This is a genomic window from Shewanella subflava (assembly GCF_025971955.1).
GTDB classification, from domain to species: domain Bacteria; phylum Pseudomonadota; class Gammaproteobacteria; order Enterobacterales; family Shewanellaceae; genus Shewanella; species Shewanella subflava.
Map to the genome: position 1 here is coordinate 159,562 of NZ_JAPDMX010000024.1, position 16,490 is coordinate 176,051.

A 16,490-nucleotide genomic window follows, 5' to 3' on the forward strand; every position below is an offset into this window, starting at 1 on the left:
ACCAGAACCAGAACCAGAACCAGAACCAGAACCAGAACCAGAACCAGAACCAGAACCAGAACCAGAACCAGAACCAGAGCCAGAGCCAGAGCCAGAGCCAGAGCCAGAGCCAGAGCCAATCAAAAAATTGGCCTTAGTAAAACCCGGAAGTTGGGCCAGTGACACGTTCAAAAAGATAGTGGAACAAGCCAAATTATCTGAAGGTGAGCAGGCTCAGTTTGATGCCCTTTTACAGGTCATAGGCCACAGCTATAAAATGCGTAAACAAGCTGATTATTGCCAATATGGTGCTAAATTGCATAAAGCGTATTTAGGATTATTTGATAATTTATATCAACAGGATAAGTCACAGTTCGCGGATGGAAAAGCGGTGGGCCATCTCCACTTAACCACCTTGTTAAGCGATGTCGGCCAGTTTGATAAAGCGCTTGCGCTCTGCCAGCATGCTATCGCACATCAATTGTCAGATGGCACAATAACTGGATTTGAAGGTCGTATTGGTCGAATTGAAAAGGCTAAGTTGAAGGCGCAATCATGATTAACATATTGAGATCGATGCCTAGGTAAAGCTAAAGCTTAAAATATAAACCGATGTGAGTAATATCGAGTATCATATTGCTAACTGAAGTAGAATTAAGCGGACATCAGTCCGCTTTTTTATGCACTTTTTCTGTGCCTAGGTTGGATAAAGCTTGGCTGATACACAACCACTTCGATGTCACTTAAGGGATATTAACATGCTCGTCACCTCATTTAATCAATTCATGGGTCTTTTGCTTGTTGCGCTGTCATTGAGCGGCTGTATTCGTACCCCCGAATGGACTTTATTCTACTTTGCTGATGCGACAGATAATACAGATCAACGTTTGCAACACGATGTCATAAAGGGTTATTACGATACGTTAGAGCAATGCCAGGCTAAAGGCTCAGGATTGGTGCGTATTCAAGGGATTACCGTCACAGAGCAAGTTGATTTCACATGTGGCCAAAAGTGCGAAACCCTAGACAATAATCAAATAGACTGTCAGCAACTAATCAGTGATAAAGACTTTTTAAAGCAGCTATAAAAGGATATTGCTAATGCGCTTTAAGCAAGACTTTTTTGAACAGCTAACCGGGTTTTACAGTCAGGTTTACCCACAACCAATTTCAAATCCCCATTGGTTAGGTTGGAGCGATGATGCAGCGGCTTTGATTGGCTTGACTGCACCCAATGATGAGTTACTGATGCAACTTTCTGCTAATCATGCAGCAGAGGGAGCGAGCTATTATGCCCAAGTCTATAGTGGGCATCAATTTGGGGGGTATACGCCTAAACTTGGCGATGGTCGCTCAATCATTTTAGGTGAAGCGATTGGACCTGAGGATGCCTGGGATGTGGCATTAAAAGGAGGGGGGCCGACGCCTTATTCCCGTATGGGGGATGGTCGAGCCGTAATGCGATCAGCCGTGCGAGAGTTTTTGATTTCTGAAGCCCTAGCCGCTTTACATGTACCGACTACTAGAGCATTAGCTGTGATAGGATCGGATTTACCCGTATGGCGTGAAGGTCAGGAAACCGCTGCCATCACGGTCAGGCTTGCAAAAAGCCACATTCGATTTGGCCATTTTGAGTATTTTAGTTATACCGAAAAGGGCAGTAATGCCAAACTAAAACAGTTGGCGGACTTTACCATTAGGCAGCATTTTCCACATTTATCGACCGATAAAGCCGGCTATATTCAATGGTTCAATGAAGTGGTGGCTGCAACCGCTAAAATGATTGCCCATTGGCAAAGCATTGGTTTTGCCCACGGGGTAATGAATACCGACAATATGTCGATTCTGGGGGACAGTTTTGATTTTGGTCCATTTGCGTTCTTAGACACCTTTAAACAAGACTTCATTTGTAATCACTCTGACCATGAAGGTCGATATGCTTTTGGTCAACAACCTGGTGTTGGCTTTTGGAATTTGCAGCGACTCGCACAAGCCCTGACGCCGCTTATTGCATCGGATGATTTAATCCAAGCCCTTAATCAATATCAAGGTCATCTAGTTGATCATTACTTAACGTTGATGGGACAAAAATTGGGTTTACCTGAGCTTGAATCCACTCAAGGTGCGTCATTAACCGCCACAGAGAAAGCTGAGCAGCAAAAGCAAGATTTACATTTAGTGGACGAGTTCACTACCTTGCTTGAAACCAATCAACTAGACTACACCAACAGCTTACGTCGTATAGGTGAACTGGATATAAACAGCCAAACATCCAGTTTGCGAGATGACATGCTTGATGTAACTCAGTTTGATCATTGGTTTGCAAGATACCAGCAGCGCGTGGGGTGCGTGGATGATATTTCCGCATGGCAGCTGCAAAGACATGCCGTTAATCCCAAATATATTTTACGCAATTACTTAGCTCAAGAAGCGATTATCGCGATAGAAGAGCAAGGTGATAACAGCAAGTTATTACAATTACATCAGTTATTACGTCAACCTTTTAAAGAGCATCCTACCATGGAAGATTTTGCCAAACGTCCACCCGAGTGGGGACAAGGTTTAATCATGTCCTGTAGTAGTTAATTGAGCATAAAAATGAAGTTACTCTCTGCCAGTTTAGACAGCGACAATTTAAGTTTGTTAATCAGTGCCAAAATAGATTTTGAGCAATTTGCCGACTTTGCCCAGCCGTTAGCTAGCGCATTAGATTGTCAGGTATGTGAACGTCAGTGGGGCGCCGATCGTCACCAATGGCTATTGGATTTCGAAGGCAGTCAGTTATGGCTGCATTATGAGTTCTACGGCGATATTTGCTGGATCAGCACCGAACGCCAAGATGAATTCGACGTGCTAGTGTATCTACATAGCTTACTACAGCCTTATATTCAGTCTTAATTATGACTCAATACCCTAACAAGCGGATAATATGATCGAACACGCAACGGAATTCCATTACCAGGCACTGACACCCGATTTGATATTAGATGCGATTGAAAGCATAGGTGTTTACCCTGAAACAGGCTTACTGGCCTTAAACAGTTATGAAAATCGGGTATATCAGTTTCGCTGTGATGACGGCAAACGTTATGTCGTTAAATTTTATCGACCACACCGCTGGACGGATGAACAGATCCAAGAAGAGCATGATTATTCGCTTGAGTTAGCCGAGAACGAAGTGCCCGTTGCCGCCCCGCTACTGATTGATGGTAAAACATTGCATCATTACAAAGGCTTTCGAATGGCGTTATTTGCCTCTATTGGCGGGCGAGCGTTTGAAGTTGATAATCTTGATCAGCTTGAAGCGGTGGGGCGCTTTATTGGACGTATTCATCAATATGCCGCCAAGCAACCCTTTGTGCACCGTGAAGCATTAAACCCACAAGTCTTGGGTGTCGAGCCGCTAAATTACTTACGTCAAAGTGGTATGGTCGCCCCTTCAATGGCGCATGCTTTTTTTACCGTTGTCGAACAAGTGTTACAAAAAGCCACGGCCATTTGGCAAGGACAAGCATTTAAATCAATTCGCTTACATGGTGACTTGCATCCAGGGAATATTTTGTGGACTCCTGATGGACCTGGTTTTGTCGATTTAGATGATGCTAAGCAAGGGCCTGCGGTGCAGGATATTTGGATGATGTTAACCGGTGATCGCCAACAACAAATATTGCAACTCGATACCTTACTCGAGGGCTATCAAGAGTTTGCGGACTTTGATCCGCGTCAATTGGTATTAATTGAACCTTTGCGCGCATTAAGAATGGTGCATTACAATGCGTGGTTGGCAAAACGTTGGCAAGATCCTGCATTTCCAATGAACTTTCCATGGTTTGGTGATCTCAAATATTGGGAACAACAAACTCTGGCATTCAAGGAGCAGTTAGCGGCACTCGATGAAGCTCCGTTAAGTCTGTTTTAACGACAGCACTGAGCGAAGGTTAATTAAACTTAATTTTTACTGGTTGGTGTAAATTGTTACAAATACAATCAGTTTAAGGTTGTGATTTTATTCAATGCTAAAGGTAAGATAGCTGCATTGGTTGATAGCGCATTTAAAACATTACGAATAAAGCGATAGATAAAAGGAACTCAAATGAAAAAAGCATTATTAATGGCGGCAGCGTTACTATTTACTCCATTAGCGGCAACCGCTGCAGATTATAAAGAAGGTGTGCACTACACAGTGATCAATGATGGCCCAGGTTCTGCCAAGCCTGAAATCACTGAGTTTTTCTCCTTTTTCTGTGGCCACTGTTTTAACTTCTCAAAAACAGTTATTCCAACAATTAAAAAGACCTTGCCAGAAGGCGTGACGTTTAATCAATCCCATGTTGAGTTTATTGGTCGTGAAATGGGGGTAGAAATGTCGCGTGCCTTTGCTATCGCGCACCAGTTGAAAGTAGAAGAAAAAATTGAAGCGGCATTATTTTCTGCCATTCACGAGAAAAAGCAAAGCTTCACTAACCAAAATGACATTCGTTTGTTATTTATTGCTAATGGCGTAGAAGGCAAAGATTTTGATGCCGCAGCCAATTCATTTATGGTAAATGCCCAGATGTCTAAAATGGCACGTGATGCTAAAAATGCAAAAATTTCAGGCGTACCGTCTTTAGTGGTTAATGGTAAGTACCGTGTTGAAACGGGTTCAATCAAGTCTTATCAAGAATTGCTTGATATTGCTTACTATTTAGCCGAGATGAATAAGCAGTAATTGATGCTGTAACCGCATTGTCAATAAAAGGAGCTTAGGCTCCTTTTTTGTTTTTAGCCCCTAAACCACCTACTCCAATAGGTGGTTATCATCAATTAGGCTTTGCCTGAAGTACGTTCAATGGTATTGAGGAGTCAGGTAATGTTTAACGACTTATAAACATGCCGAGATTGCTTCCATGGCAGCTCGCTTACGTATCCATGCGATACACGGCTTATCAGTTCATTTGAACATAGCTGATTAACTCAAGTGATCGGTGAGCTGTGCTAATGGTGCGGTACAAGCTTCTAAATCAGGGATGATTTAGTCGAGCCTATAGGGATATATTTACGGCGTCTTGTTAACGCATGTTTAGGAAAGCTCCTTTTTAGTGAGTGATATCAAAGCCACCTTCTTCAGAAGCTGGATTCTTTACTGGCTCAAATTGTTTGCCGTTGAGTCGTACTGACTGGTTCGAGAGACTCACTCAGGTGCATAGCTTAATATCGCTGCAGTTGGATCTGGTCACTCGTGTGTTCTGAAAAGAAGGGCTGGAATGACTGACTATTTATTATTAAGTCATGGGCATAAATAATAGGCAAAAAAAAACCGTATGCTTATAAAGCGATACGGTGTCGAGCTAAATAGCTCTTTATACCCTGAGTAACGTATAAGATAATATCAGTGCGTCAAAATATTGGCAAGTGGCATTTTTTTGTCGCTTTGCTTTTTGAATATTCGCATCTAAGGTTAAATATTATTTAACTAAAAAACACTGTCCATCATGCAACTTATTGGATGTTTTATAGTCAAATATTTTGTGTATAGACAGCGCACCATCAACATGTATCAAGATAGCTTGTCAGAGATGTTGTCGAACATGAATACAGTACAACTGGGCTGTTGAGGTGAGATGTATAGCGACTTATCAAAAAATAAATAATTAAACAGGAGGCTTTATGAGAATGTTCCCCGTTTATGCTCCTAAATTGATAGTGAAGCACGCAAGAATATTTTTCTGTGGGGTGGTTTGGGTAAAAGACTTAGGCCGATTAGAATTTAATCGAGGGCGTTTTTTGTTGCCGAAAAAAAGCCTGCCGAAAGTAAAGCAGGCTGTTTTAGAATTGAATGCGCTAATAGAATCACAGCATCATCAAGCCGTGTAGCGAAGCCAATTTAGATTAGATTTCGCTATTCAATAAACCAACAAGGCCGTTGACCTTATCACTCCATGAGTTTAGGTCTTGCTCTAATTGTTGGTTTTTTTCTGTCAGTGCAGCGCTTTTTTGCCTCTCTTCTTCAAGCTCCATTTTTAGTAGCTCAATATTTTCAAGAGTTGCCTGGATTTTGGTTTCCAGTTGGGACAATAATTCAAGGCTCATGGGGAGTCCTATGGTTTCTGGATGGAACCCCGATTCTAGCAGTGACAAGGCCTTGTAGAATAGTCTTTATCGCTAAGTGGGCAAAAAATAAACCAAATTTAATACTATTTTGCTGTTTGTCGTTCTGTTTTATCAATCACCCTCAGATCACGCAATAAAATCAACTTAGATTCACCTATCCTCTATAGCGAAAAAGCCGATGTTCGTGATACTTTTTAAGTCCGAAAAATTAATAATGATGGCGACGACAGAGAAGATGATCACCCGAATAGATGTAAATCAACGCATGAGTAGTATCGTTATTCACAATAACACTGTGTATTTATGCGGCCAAGTGGCGACGGATAAGTTTGCTGATATCACCACCCAAACCCAAACGATGCTTGACGAAGTTGATACCTTGCTTGCACAAGCTGGCAGTGACCGCAATCATATCTTATCGGCGACGATTTACCTTAAAGACATGCAAGATTATGATGCGATGAACGCGGTATGGGATAATTGGTTAGTCTCGGGTCATGCTCCAGCAAGAGCGTGTGTTCAAGCGGCAATAGCTGAACCTGAATATTTAGTGGAAGTGTCGGTGATTGCCGCCGTTATCGAATAACTCTCCACAAAATTTACGCTCACTTTAGTCGTGATGCTGTTTTTTGTTGGATGACTTTCTTGTTCAGTGTCAGTGGTTGCATTGACGAAATTGAAAAAAAATACTGATGCTTGTTACGTTCAATTGACGTAATCTTCGCAACTAACGAGACAGTAAACTTGACTTTATTTACTGCTCTCCATAGTCTTCAAGCTCAGTTTTTAAGGTGGTATGCAATGGATATAAAATATAATTTAAAACCCGCGTCAGAGCGCCGCACTGAGCAGTTCACTCCCGAAGGTAATGTTGGTTTTGGTAAATTACGTACCGACCATATGTTTTTGATGGATTATCGTGACGGCCAATGGTGTGATCCGCGCATTGTGCCTTATGGTCCTTTTGAAATGGCGCCAGGGGCAATGACCCTACACTATGGTCAATCCATTTTTGAAGGGGCGAAAGCCTTTATGCATGAAGATGGTGAGATTTATACTTTCCGTCTGAACAAAAATGCCGAGCGTATGAATCGTTCAGCCGATATCGTCTGTATCCCGAATATTGATGAGCAAATTCAGTTAAAGGCGATTAATAGCCTAATCGATGTTGATAGAAAATGGTTTCCGATGCAAGAGGGGGCGTGTTTATACATTCGTCCGTTTATTTTTGCTACCGAAGACCGCTTGTCTGTTAGCCCTAGCCAGCAATACACTTTTTGCGTGATTCTAAGCCCTTCTGGTGCTTATTATGCGGCGGGTGTGAATGATGGTATTCGCTTGCTTATTACCACCCAATTCCACCGTGCTGTGTCTGGTGGAACAGGCGCCTCAAAAGCATCGGGTAATTATGCAGCATCACTTCGTGCGGGTAAAGCAGCAGCGGAATATGGTGCAGCCCAGGTGTTGTATCTTGATGCGAACAATAAGCAAATTGAGGAAGTGGGGGCAATGAACCACTTCCATATTTTAAAAGATGGCACCGTTATTATTCCTAAATTTACTGACACCATTTTAAAATCTATTACCTCGCAATCGATTCTTGAGTTAGGCGAGTTATTGGGTTGTGAAGTGCGCCAAGAAACCGTCATGCTAGATCAATTTATTGCTGATATTGAGTCAGGTGAGATTGTTGAAGCGGGTGGTTTTGGCACGGCAGCTGTGGTTTCTCCAGTGACATCATATATTTTTGAAGATCACCGTGTCTTAACCGTTGGCGATGGTAAAGTTGGCCCGAATATCAAAAAAATCTACAAGGTGTTTACCGATATTCAAAAAGGGAATCTGCAAGGTCCTGATGGCTGGGTAAAACGTGTTGAGAAAGTCGCCCCCTAGCGATGCTTAGGCAATATTTCAGTTAGCCATTAAAATCCGATGTCAGAGATGATGTCGGATTTTTTATTGACCTCTCACTTTGATGTTAGCTGATTGCGCCTAAACTCAGTTGCTAGTGTTTGCGGGTCAATTCAATTAGGCTGGCTGTTAGGTAAGCGTTTATTATCCTGATCTGAGGTTAACTACACGCATTTTGGGTTTGCTTTAAGAGGCTATTATGATTTTGATTACCGGTGCAAGCAGTGGTTTAGGGGCGGCATTAGCCAAATGTTACCATAACGATAATCAACAGGTGATTATTTCAGGGCGTAATACCACCCGTTTAGATGCCATAAGGCAAGGGCTGGGAGCAAACATTTGCGCGATTACTGCCGACTTAACCTCGGCAGCTAGTGTGTCTGCCCTTTTTGACCAAGTTGAGCTGGTGCAACAAACACAACAAGCACAATTGAGATTACATACAGTGATTCATTGTGCGGGCAGTGGTTATTTTGGTGCGATAGAAACTCAGCGGCCCGAAGCTATCTCTGAGTTATTGCAAAACAACATTATGTCAGCCATTTTGCTGGTACGTGAGACGGTCAAACGTTATAAAGATCAAGCGGTGAATGTGGTGGTAGTGATGTCAACAGCAGCCTTGTCAGCAAAAGCCGGAGAGTCTACCTATTGCGCAGCTAAATGGGCTGTAAGAGGATTTATTGAGTCTGTGCGCCTTGAACTAAAAGGTAGCCCAATGAAAATTATCGCAGTGTATCCAGGTGGAATGGATACAGGTTTTTGGCCAACCAGTGGTAAAGCCTTAGATACCTCTAGCTTTATGGAGGCAGATGAAGCCGCCAATATGCTTAAACAGGCATTAGTGAGCAGCCAGCATGGTTATATTGCCGATATTACGATTAACCGAGGTTAGCCTGCGTTATCGTTAGCTTTTTTGTGACCAAAAATCGTTTTTAGCCAGAGAGGGTGTTAGCGCGATTCGGGTGCCCTGATTTAAGTAAGTGGTGCAGGCCACGCGCAAAAGAGAGCTGAAATTATTAATTTCGCCGCGTTTAATGATAACTTCACGATAAATGCGAGTGAGAAACTCCGCGATAGATAAATCGGCGTCATCAGCGATTTGTTGAATAATTTGCCAAAACACTGCTTCAAGTCGAATGCTGGTCACCACACCGTCAATGCGAATAGATCGGGTTTGTGATGCAAAGAGTTCTGGCTCAGCTCCAGAATAAATTTCACACATATCATGCTCCGTCACGTTGGCTTATTAAGGCCTGTCCATCGTGACGGATTATATATGTTGATGCAATCCAAACTTGAAACTTTTAGTTTGATAATTAGCGGCTTAGCAATTGATTAAATTGTGCTAACCAATCTGGATGTGCAGGCCATGCAGGTGCGGTGACAAAATTGCCATCCGTAATGGCCTCGGTGACGGCTATCTCACAATATTCCCCTCCTGCCTGAGTCACTTCAGGGGCGCAAGCTGGGTAGGCTGATATCTTTTTACCTTGTACTACATTTGCCGCCGTTAATAACTGCGCACCATGACACACTGCCGCAATCGGTTTATGACTGGCAGCAAAAGCTTGTACTAAAGCAATGACTTTTTTATCAAGACGAAGGTATTCAGGCGCGCGGCCTCCGGGGATCAGTAAGGCATCGAATTGAGATTCGACAATAGTATCGAAATTGCCATTTAATGCGAACAAATGTCCAGGTTTTTCGGTGTAGGTTTGATCGCCTTCAAAATCATGGATAGCGGTTTTTATAGTGTCTCCAGTCGATTTGTTGGGGCACACAACCGTAACTTGATGTCCCACCATTTGTAATGCTTGAAACGGCACCATCAGTTCATAATCTTCGACAAAATCGCCCGCAATAATTAATACATTAGCCATGATTAACTCCATTGATATTCAAATGACTTCCTTACTGTAATAGCTCAAGAAATACAGTGGTAGTAATCAGATACTACAAACGAAGGCTAATAAACACTGGTGATGGGGGCGAGATTAAAACGAAAGCCCAAAATGCTTTCGTTTTATGGGGCGCAGTTAATGGCCTAAATATTGTTTAATTGTGCTTTCAATCTCATCAGGCAAGATAGGTTTGGTAAGGTAATGGTCTGCACCGATGCGCAGGCCAAACTCTTTGTCTGAATCTTCCGCTAGGCCACTGAGAATAATGATGGGGATATGCTCTGTCAGCGGATTATTTTTTACCAGTTTTATAACTTGATAGCCGTTTATGTTGGGCATATTGATATCAAGTAAAATGAGATCGGGTTTGAATGTGGTGATAATTTCTAACGCGCTAGAACCTGAGTTAGCAGATATTACTTGATGTTCATCACCAATAATTGCCAATAACACGCCTGAGCAAATGGGGTCGTCATCGATTACTAATATTTTTTTAGCTGTCATACCTGTCCCGTTTAATTAATCATCATTGATGACAGTGTATGTAATTTCAGCTAAAAATCCAGTGTGTTATGTTGGCGAGTTTATAGCGATGAAGACAAAAATATTAGGGCTGAATGACTTCAGCCCTGTGTACTGGACAACCGCATAGTGCGATTACCGCGAGTAGCAGTCACTTATTTGATCAGAAAAATCCCAATGGATTAACATCATAGCTAACCAGCAAGTTTTTAGTTTGTTGGTAATGGTTTAATGCCACTTTATGGGTTTCACGCCCGACACCCGATTTTTTATAACCTCCAAATGCTGCGTGGGCAGGGTACATGTGGTAACAGTTAGTCCATACTCTTCCGGCTTCAATTTTTCGCCCCATACGATAAGCTAAATTCATGTCGCGGGTCCAAACCCCTGCACCTAAACCAAATTCAGAGTTATTGGCCATGGCCAGTGCTTCAGCTTCATCTTTAAAGGTGGTGACCGAAATCACTGGGCCAAAAATCTCTTCCTGAAACACGCGCATGTTATTGGTGCCTTTTAATAACGTCGGCTGAATATAAAACCCCTTTTGATAGGCGCTACTGAGGTTTTCAACACCTCCCCCAAGCAATACTTCAGCGCCTTCTTCTTTGCCGATAGCGATATAGCTCATGATTTTATCGAATTGTTCTTCAGAGGCTTGCGCGCCCACCATGGTGTCGGTGTCCAGTGGGTTACCACGCTTAATGGCTTTAGAGCGCTCAATGATTTTTGCAATGAACTGCGGGTAAATATCTTCCTGTACCAGCAACCTTGACGGACAAGTGCATACCTCGCCTTGATTGAAAAATGCCAACACCGCACCCTCAATACATTTACTGAGATATTCATCTTCAAAATTGAAAACATCATTGAAGAAAATATTGGGTGATTTCCCCCCCAACTCTACGGTAGACGGAATAATGTTTTCAGCGGCACATTTCATAATATGTGAGCCCACAGGTGTTGAGCCGGTAAAGGCAATTTTGGCTATACGTTTGCTGGTGGCTAAGGCTTGGCCAGCTTCGGCGCCATAACCGTTGACTATGTTCAGCACGCCTGCGGGCAATAAATCGCCAATGATTTCCATTAGCACTAAAATCGATGCTGGGGTTTGTTCTGCCGGTTTTAATACCACGCAGTTACCCGCCGCTAATGCTGGACCGAGTTTCCAAGCGGCCATCAGGATAGGAAAGTTCCAAGGAATAATTTGGCCGACCACGCCTAAAGGCTCATGGATATGGTAAGACAACGTATTGGCATCAATTTCAGCCGCAGTGCCTTCTTGCGCGCGCAAGCAACCCGCAAAATATCGAAAATGATCTACAGCCAATGGAATATCCGCATTTAATGTTTCACGTACGGCTTTACCATTATCCCAGGTTTCTGCTACTGCAAGTTGGGTTAAATTAGCCTCAATGCGGTCGGCTATTTTGAGTAAAATATTTGACCGCTCAGTTGCCGAGGTCGAGCCCCAAGCCGCCTTGGCGTTATGGGCTGCATCTAATGCTAAATCGATGTCATGCTGGTCTGAACGTGGAATTTTGCAAAAAACTTGGCCATTGACTGGGCTGATGTTATCAAAGTATTTGCCATTAACCGGTTCGACCCATTGACCCCCGATGTAGTTTTGATAGACAGCTTTGAATGTGATGACAGATCCTGTTTCGCCGGGTGCTGCATAAATCATATACTTTCCTCTAATTGTATTTTTGGGATGACTAATTAACCTAGAACAAATATTGACAAGGGCGCTATTCTGAAAATCCACAGCTGTTGACTCACAGTACATATTGATAATGTAACCTGTGTTTTATGTTGTCGCCGATAGCAAGGATTGTTGTACAGGATTGTTATATTCCAGAGGTATAACCCTGCTATAGGTGAAACGATGATAAAAGGATGTTTACAACAAAAGCGCGCAGCACCTCAGGTGTTGGTAGAAAATAAAATGACTTTTTCGGCCCCTGAGGCAGAGCTGAGTATTTACGATACTTTTGAGCAAGCGTCCCGGGTGGCGTTGAAGTCAGATCAATTATTATTTTGTGGCATGGTGACAGGTAAAAAAGTCATGCACTCGGCAGATGATTATGAGGCGGCTTTTTACCCGCACGAATCGTTTATCATGGCACCCAATCAGGCGGTAGAAATTGATTTTCCAGAGGCGAAAATTCATCAGCCAACGACCTGTTTAGCCATTGAAATCGCGACCGATAAAGTGACGCAGGTGGCAGAACAACTGCAAATGTGTTCCCCACTTGATAAAGCCTACGGTGTTTGGCAGCATCAACAATCCATCATTCACACCCATCATAATCAACAAACCCAAGCACTGCTTGAGCGGATGGTGCATATCTTTACTGAAAACGACCAAGACAGACGTTGCTTGATCGATTTAGCCATTTCAGAATTAGTGATTCGACTATTGCGTTTTCAAACGCGCGATTTTTTATTGTTTCATAGTGAGCAAAATCCTGAATTTAATGGTCTGAACTCAGTGTTGCACCATATGAAAACCCATTTGCATGAAGGATTAGATATTGATGGGTTATGCCGCTTAGCGTGCATGAGTCGCAGCAAGTTTTTTAGCCAATTTAAACATCATTTTGGTTGTACGCCGATGGCTTTTCAGCAACAACTTAGGCTTAAGCAGGCGGCAAAATTTATTGCCCAAGGTCAGCAAATTACTCAGGTTTGCTTTTCGCTGGGTTACCACAGTACTAGCCATTTTAGCCGCTTGTTTAAACAATGTTATGGCATGAGCCCCACTGACTATAAACTGCGTCACTTAAACAGTTAATGAGGTCATCTATTGCTTAGCTGTGTCACTGTTTTCAGCAGCTAATTGTGCCAATGCTGTTAAGGTTAACGTTTCAGAGTAGGCATTTATTTTAGGATGCTCAGGGCTCCAGCCTTTGATAAAACGATGAAAATCAGCCCAAGCAATAGCGTATAGCGGACGCCATGTTTTTTCGAGTTGTACTAAATCGATAGTGGGATGGTAGTAGTTTGTGCTAAGGGCTAATTGTTCGAAGTAAAAATCAATATACAGCTGTACGGCTTGTTCGATACTCGCAGTGGGTTGGTTAAAGGCCATCACACTACTGAGAAAATAGACCACATCTTTCATACCACAGCCTTTGCCAATGTATTGAAAATCGACCGCTGCGGCCTGAGCTAAATCGGGGGTGAAACAAAAGTTGGCCAGCTTGGCATCGCCGTGTATTACCGTTTGAAATGGACAATTGTTAAGTAGATTGTCCAAGGGGATTGCTGCGTTTTTTAACTTAATATCTTGCAAAGCGGCCAGTTCATCAGGCCTTGTTGCTAAGTGCCAGTAACTGCCAATAGGCCATAATCCCTCGCCAGTGTGTTGCATAAATTGGCCATGAAAATGCGCCAACCAGGTAAAACCGGCTTGAATAACCGCTTGCGTGGGTTGAGGGTTAACACGATTGAAACCCAGTACCGCCAAATCTTCTAAAATAAGCAGTGTCTCGTGTTCAGAGGTTTCAATCCACAGGCATTTGGGCACACAAGAGTCAGCCTTACAGAGATGGGCATAATGCTGATACCAATAACTTTCTATTTGATAAGATTTAAGTTTTCGCTGGTGGGATAAGTCCGTTGCCCAGCCTCTAGGGTGAGTTTTGGGCTGTGGAAATTGAATATGTTTCACAATGACCGATGTACAGTGATGCCCTGTTAAATACACTCTCACAAGCTCACCGTAACCGCCCCAAAGTGATTGAAGCGTGTCTACATGGGAAACACTATGAGCCTCAATGGCTTGAATGATTTTTGCTAAATGTTGTGATTGCATATTACTTTGGCATTACCGGACGAAATAAATCAAACCGATTGTTTTCACTCACTGTGTAATAAGCGCTTGGGCCGCCCGCTCTGAGCACAGGTTCGGCAAGTGTTGTTTGATAAATACCCTCAGCAATCAGATAATTAGCAATATGCACTGCAATCACTTCACCTAGCACTAGCCAAGTATCAATATCTTGACCATTGGCATCTTTTAATTGAATGCATTGGGTGAGTTTACACTCAAAGTGTACTGGGCTTTCGGCAACTCTATCCGCCCCTATCAATTCACTCGGTAACGGGGTTAATCCTGCAAAAGCAAATTCATCTTCCCCACGGGGTAAAGCTGCAGAGGTTTGATTCATTTTTTCAGCTAATGCTCGGGTGGTTAAGTTCCACACAAATTCACCTGTTTCAACAATATTGGCGACGCTGTCTTTTTTACCGATACTGGCAAAACCAATAATAGGTGGGGTGTAATTAAAACAATTAAAAAAGCTATAAGGCGCTAAATTACGTTGCCCTTGAGCATTTTTTGATGATATCCAGCCAATTGGGCGCGGGCTGATAATGGCATTTAGCGGATCGTGAGCTAAGCCATGCCCCTGACTTGGTTGATAAAAATAGCGATCGTTTTGAGCCATAAGTCAGTTCCTTATCGTAGCCAATGTGTGTTTTTTGAACATTTATGATCCAGCTCCCGCCTTTTTGCCCTGAACAGCCTACTATTAAATAATAGAGGGTATCTGGCACATAAACTGGAGGTTGGCATGCAAATGACATTGCGATTTTTAGGCGCAACACAAGAGGTTACTGGATCTTGCCACCTAATTACAGTTAACCAGCAATCTATATTACTTGATTGTGGATTAATTCAAGGGAGTAAGGCGGACGAGCTACGTAACCATGAGCCGTTTGATTTTCAGCCTGAATTGATGAGTGCCGTGGTACTAAGTCATGCCCATATTGACCATTCGGGTCGATTACCACTATTAGTAAAGCAAGGGTTTACAGGGCCAATTTATACCCATAAAGCCTCGGCAGAGCTATGCGCTATTATGTTAAAAGATGCCGCTATGCTGCAAGAGCGAGATACAGAGCGGCAAAATAAAAAGCGTGCTAAAAATGACTTAGCACCGCTTGACCCCTTATTTACCCAAGACGATGTTGATCAGGTTTTAACCCAATTTGTCGCTTTAGAATATGGCCACCGTATTGCGATGACAGATGATATTGAGGTAACGCTCTCCGATGCAGGGCATATTTTAGGATCTGCAGTGGTTGAGTTGTGGCTGGGTCAGCCGCCCGAACAAAAAAAGTTAGTATTCAGCGGCGATCTTGGCCGAGAGGGAATGCCGATTTTGTCAGATCCCACCATGATAGAACATGCTGATTTAGTCATGATGGAAAGCACCTATGGCAACCGTCAGCATCGCAGTTGGCAAGAGACTCTGACTGAGCTTAAAGGCATCTTTGCCACCACCATTCATAAAAGCCGTGGCAATATTTTACTGCCTGCTTTTTCTGTGGGGCGTGCGCAAGAGTTACTGTATTTATTCCATATTTATGCCAAAGAATGGGATTTATCGCGCTGGCGAATTTGTCTTGATAGCCCGATGGCGATTAAAGCAACTCAGGTGTATGTCAATAATTACCCATTAATGGATGATGACTTTAAGCGTTTTACTCGCTTATCACCAGGCCAACATCCCTTGTTATCAACCGCTGAATTTACCAGCAGTACAGAAGAGTCAATCGAGCTGAATGATATACATGAAGGGCTGATTATTATTGCGGGTAGTGGCATGTGTAATGGCGGACGTATTCGTAATCATTTAGCCCATAATCTTGCGCGTAAGGGCACAGATATCATTATTTGTGGTTATCAAGCGCAGGGGACACCAGGGCGTTTATTGGTTGACGGGGCCGAAACGCTTACGATTCACGGTCAGAGTATTAAGGTGGCGGCCAGCATCCATACTATTGGGGGGTTATCTGCCCATGCGGATCAAGTGGAGCTATTGAATTGGTATCGTCATTTTGTCAATCAACCGCCAGTAGTGCTAGTGCATGGCGAACCTGAATCACAGCAAATCTTAATTGATAAGTTAACAGCCGACCCCGCTCTAGCTCCGCAGCATGCGGTAATCGCTGAAAAGGGCAATTGTTTAGATTTATCGGCTTTGCCTGAGCTGGTTTGGGTGCCTTAAATATGCAAAGAGGCAGGCGTTGTTGATGGGGCTGGCGCATTGTTGCGCTGAGTTGGTTAAGTGGCCT

General features: G+C 43.1%; 18 protein-coding genes and 1 pseudogene. 12 read left to right on the forward strand and 7 right to left on the reverse strand.

The window, feature by feature from the left end:
* The 7 genes and pseudogenes from OHT75_RS09875 to OHT75_RS09905 form a co-directional block, all read left to right on the forward strand.
* Nucleotides 1-538: pseudogene (locus tag OHT75_RS09875) on the forward strand (hypothetical protein); the annotation flags it as partial.
* Nucleotides 539-737: 199 nt separating this feature from the next.
* Nucleotides 738-1,067: a hypothetical protein gene (locus tag OHT75_RS09880; protein ID WP_264726307.1), complete on the forward strand. Its 330-nt coding sequence runs from the start codon at nt 738-740 to the stop codon at nt 1,065-1,067.
* A gap of 13 nt (nt 1,068-1,080) precedes the next feature.
* On the forward strand, nt 1,081-2,565 hold the full coding sequence (locus OHT75_RS09885; protein ID WP_264726308.1) for a protein adenylyltransferase SelO: 1,485 nt from the start codon (nt 1,081-1,083) through the stop codon (nt 2,563-2,565).
* Nucleotides 2,566-2,577: 12 nt separating this feature from the next.
* Nucleotides 2,578-2,877 (forward strand): DUF3630 family protein, encoded by a 300-nt coding sequence (locus OHT75_RS09890; RefSeq protein ID WP_264726309.1) that lies wholly within the window; start codon nt 2,578-2,580, stop codon nt 2,875-2,877.
* A 31-nt stretch (nt 2,878-2,908) separates the two neighbouring features.
* Nucleotides 2,909-3,898, forward strand: coding sequence for a serine/threonine protein kinase (locus tag OHT75_RS09895; RefSeq protein ID WP_264726310.1), 990 nt, complete (start codon nt 2,909-2,911; stop codon nt 3,896-3,898).
* Between the two features lie 174 nt (nt 3,899-4,072).
* Nucleotides 4,073-4,690, forward strand: coding sequence for a thiol:disulfide interchange protein DsbA/DsbL (locus OHT75_RS09900; protein WP_264726311.1), 618 nt, complete (start codon nt 4,073-4,075; stop codon nt 4,688-4,690).
* Between the two features lie 938 nt (nt 4,691-5,628).
* Complete coding sequence (locus OHT75_RS09905; protein ID WP_264726312.1) at nt 5,629-5,835, forward strand: DUF1107 domain-containing protein; 207 nt, start codon at nt 5,629-5,631, stop codon at nt 5,833-5,835.
* 15 nt (nt 5,836-5,850) lie between these two features.
* Here OHT75_RS09905 and OHT75_RS09910 read toward each other — a convergent pair whose 3' ends face one another.
* Nucleotides 5,851-6,051 carry a cell division protein ZapB gene (locus tag OHT75_RS09910; protein ID WP_264726313.1) on the reverse strand — a complete coding sequence of 67 codons (201 nt, stop codon included), beginning with the start codon at nt 6,049-6,051 and terminating at the stop codon, nt 5,851-5,853.
* A gap of 238 nt (nt 6,052-6,289) precedes the next feature.
* Between OHT75_RS09910 and OHT75_RS09915 the strand changes: the two genes are divergently transcribed.
* The 3 genes from OHT75_RS09915 to OHT75_RS09925 all read left to right on the forward strand — a co-directional run bounded on the left by OHT75_RS09915 (nt 6,290) and on the right by OHT75_RS09925 (nt 8,875).
* Nucleotides 6,290-6,658, forward strand: a complete 369-nt coding sequence (locus OHT75_RS09915; protein WP_264726408.1) for a RidA family protein — start codon at nt 6,290-6,292, stop codon at nt 6,656-6,658.
* Between the two features lie 215 nt (nt 6,659-6,873).
* A complete protein-coding gene (locus tag OHT75_RS09920; RefSeq protein ID WP_264726314.1) occupies nt 6,874-7,965 on the forward strand; it encodes a branched-chain amino acid aminotransferase in 1,092 nt (363 codons plus the stop codon).
* Nucleotides 7,966-8,182: 217 nt separating this feature from the next.
* Entirely contained in the window at nt 8,183-8,875 is a 693-nt protein-coding gene (locus tag OHT75_RS09925) for an SDR family NAD(P)-dependent oxidoreductase (RefSeq protein WP_264726315.1), read from the forward strand.
* A gap of 12 nt (nt 8,876-8,887) precedes the next feature.
* Here the strand turns inward: OHT75_RS09925 and OHT75_RS09930 are convergent, their stop codons facing one another.
* The 4 genes from OHT75_RS09930 to exaC all read right to left on the reverse strand — a co-directional run bounded on the left by OHT75_RS09930 (nt 8,888) and on the right by exaC (nt 12,090).
* Nucleotides 8,888-9,205, reverse strand: coding sequence for a ribbon-helix-helix domain-containing protein (locus OHT75_RS09930; RefSeq protein ID WP_264726316.1), 318 nt, complete (start codon nt 9,203-9,205; stop codon nt 8,888-8,890).
* A gap of 94 nt (nt 9,206-9,299) precedes the next feature.
* Nucleotides 9,300-9,863, reverse strand: coding sequence for a DJ-1/PfpI family protein (locus OHT75_RS09935; protein ID WP_264726317.1), 564 nt, complete (start codon nt 9,861-9,863; stop codon nt 9,300-9,302).
* 156 nt (nt 9,864-10,019) lie between these two features.
* A complete protein-coding gene (locus tag OHT75_RS09940; protein ID WP_264726318.1) occupies nt 10,020-10,388 on the reverse strand; it encodes a response regulator in 369 nt (122 codons plus the stop codon).
* 181 nt (nt 10,389-10,569) lie between these two features.
* The gene (gene exaC, locus OHT75_RS09945; protein WP_264726319.1) at nt 10,570-12,090 is read right to left on the reverse strand and encodes an acetaldehyde dehydrogenase ExaC; all 1,521 of its coding nucleotides are present in this window, start codon (nt 12,088-12,090) and stop codon (nt 10,570-10,572) included.
* Nucleotides 12,091-12,291: 201 nt separating this feature from the next.
* Here exaC and OHT75_RS09950 point away from each other — a divergent pair, with 201 nt between their 5' ends.
* Nucleotides 12,292-13,200 carry an AraC family transcriptional regulator gene (locus tag OHT75_RS09950; protein ID WP_264726320.1) on the forward strand — a complete coding sequence of 303 codons (909 nt, stop codon included), beginning with the start codon at nt 12,292-12,294 and terminating at the stop codon, nt 13,198-13,200.
* Between the two features lie 9 nt (nt 13,201-13,209).
* Here the strand turns inward: OHT75_RS09950 and OHT75_RS09955 are convergent, their stop codons facing one another.
* Both OHT75_RS09955 and OHT75_RS09960 read right to left on the reverse strand, forming a co-directional pair.
* Entirely contained in the window at nt 13,210-14,223 is a 1,014-nt protein-coding gene (locus tag OHT75_RS09955) for an ecdysteroid 22-kinase family protein (RefSeq protein WP_264726321.1), read from the reverse strand.
* Between the two features lies 1 nt (nt 14,224).
* A complete protein-coding gene (locus OHT75_RS09960; RefSeq protein ID WP_264726322.1) occupies nt 14,225-14,857 on the reverse strand; it encodes a flavin reductase family protein in 633 nt (210 codons plus the stop codon).
* A gap of 126 nt (nt 14,858-14,983) precedes the next feature.
* Here OHT75_RS09960 and OHT75_RS09965 point away from each other — a divergent pair, with 126 nt between their 5' ends.
* Complete coding sequence (locus tag OHT75_RS09965; RefSeq protein ID WP_264726323.1) at nt 14,984-16,423, forward strand: MBL fold metallo-hydrolase RNA specificity domain-containing protein; 1,440 nt, start codon at nt 14,984-14,986, stop codon at nt 16,421-16,423.
* Nucleotides 16,424-16,490: the final 67 nt, after the last annotated feature.

Bases quoted from the DNA above. Each gene is read 5' to 3' on its own strand.
- OHT75_RS09880 (WP_264726307.1), top strand. From the start codon at position 738: ATGCTCGTCACCTCATTTAATCAATTCATGGGTCTTTTGCTTGTTGCG.
- OHT75_RS09885 (WP_264726308.1), top strand. From the start codon at position 1,081: ATGCGCTTTAAGCAAGACTTTTTTGAACAGCTAACCGGGTTTTACAGT.
- OHT75_RS09890 (WP_264726309.1), top strand. From the start codon at position 2,578: ATGAAGTTACTCTCTGCCAGTTTAGACAGCGACAATTTAAGTTTGTTA.
- OHT75_RS09895 (WP_264726310.1), top strand. From the start codon at position 2,909: ATGATCGAACACGCAACGGAATTCCATTACCAGGCACTGACACCCGAT.
- OHT75_RS09900 (WP_264726311.1), top strand. From the start codon at position 4,073: ATGAAAAAAGCATTATTAATGGCGGCAGCGTTACTATTTACTCCATTA.
- OHT75_RS09905 (WP_264726312.1), top strand. From the start codon at position 5,629: ATGAGAATGTTCCCCGTTTATGCTCCTAAATTGATAGTGAAGCACGCA.
- OHT75_RS09910 (WP_264726313.1), bottom strand. From the start codon at position 6,051: ATGAGCCTTGAATTATTGTCCCAACTGGAAACCAAAATCCAGGCAACT.
- OHT75_RS09915 (WP_264726408.1), top strand. From the start codon at position 6,290: ATGGCGACGACAGAGAAGATGATCACCCGAATAGATGTAAATCAACGC.
- OHT75_RS09920 (WP_264726314.1), top strand. From the start codon at position 6,874: ATGGATATAAAATATAATTTAAAACCCGCGTCAGAGCGCCGCACTGAG.
- OHT75_RS09925 (WP_264726315.1), top strand. From the start codon at position 8,183: ATGATTTTGATTACCGGTGCAAGCAGTGGTTTAGGGGCGGCATTAGCC.
- OHT75_RS09930 (WP_264726316.1), bottom strand. From the start codon at position 9,205: ATGTGTGAAATTTATTCTGGAGCTGAGCCAGAACTCTTTGCATCACAA.
- OHT75_RS09935 (WP_264726317.1), bottom strand. From the start codon at position 9,863: ATGGCTAATGTATTAATTATTGCGGGCGATTTTGTCGAAGATTATGAA.
- OHT75_RS09940 (WP_264726318.1), bottom strand. From the start codon at position 10,388: ATGACAGCTAAAAAAATATTAGTAATCGATGACGACCCCATTTGCTCA.
- exaC (WP_264726319.1), bottom strand. From the start codon at position 12,090: ATGATTTATGCAGCACCCGGCGAAACAGGATCTGTCATCACATTCAAA.
- OHT75_RS09950 (WP_264726320.1), top strand. From the start codon at position 12,292: ATGATAAAAGGATGTTTACAACAAAAGCGCGCAGCACCTCAGGTGTTG.
- OHT75_RS09955 (WP_264726321.1), bottom strand. From the start codon at position 14,223: ATGCAATCACAACATTTAGCAAAAATCATTCAAGCCATTGAGGCTCAT.
- OHT75_RS09960 (WP_264726322.1), bottom strand. From the start codon at position 14,857: ATGGCTCAAAACGATCGCTATTTTTATCAACCAAGTCAGGGGCATGGC.
- OHT75_RS09965 (WP_264726323.1), top strand. From the start codon at position 14,984: ATGCAAATGACATTGCGATTTTTAGGCGCAACACAAGAGGTTACTGGA.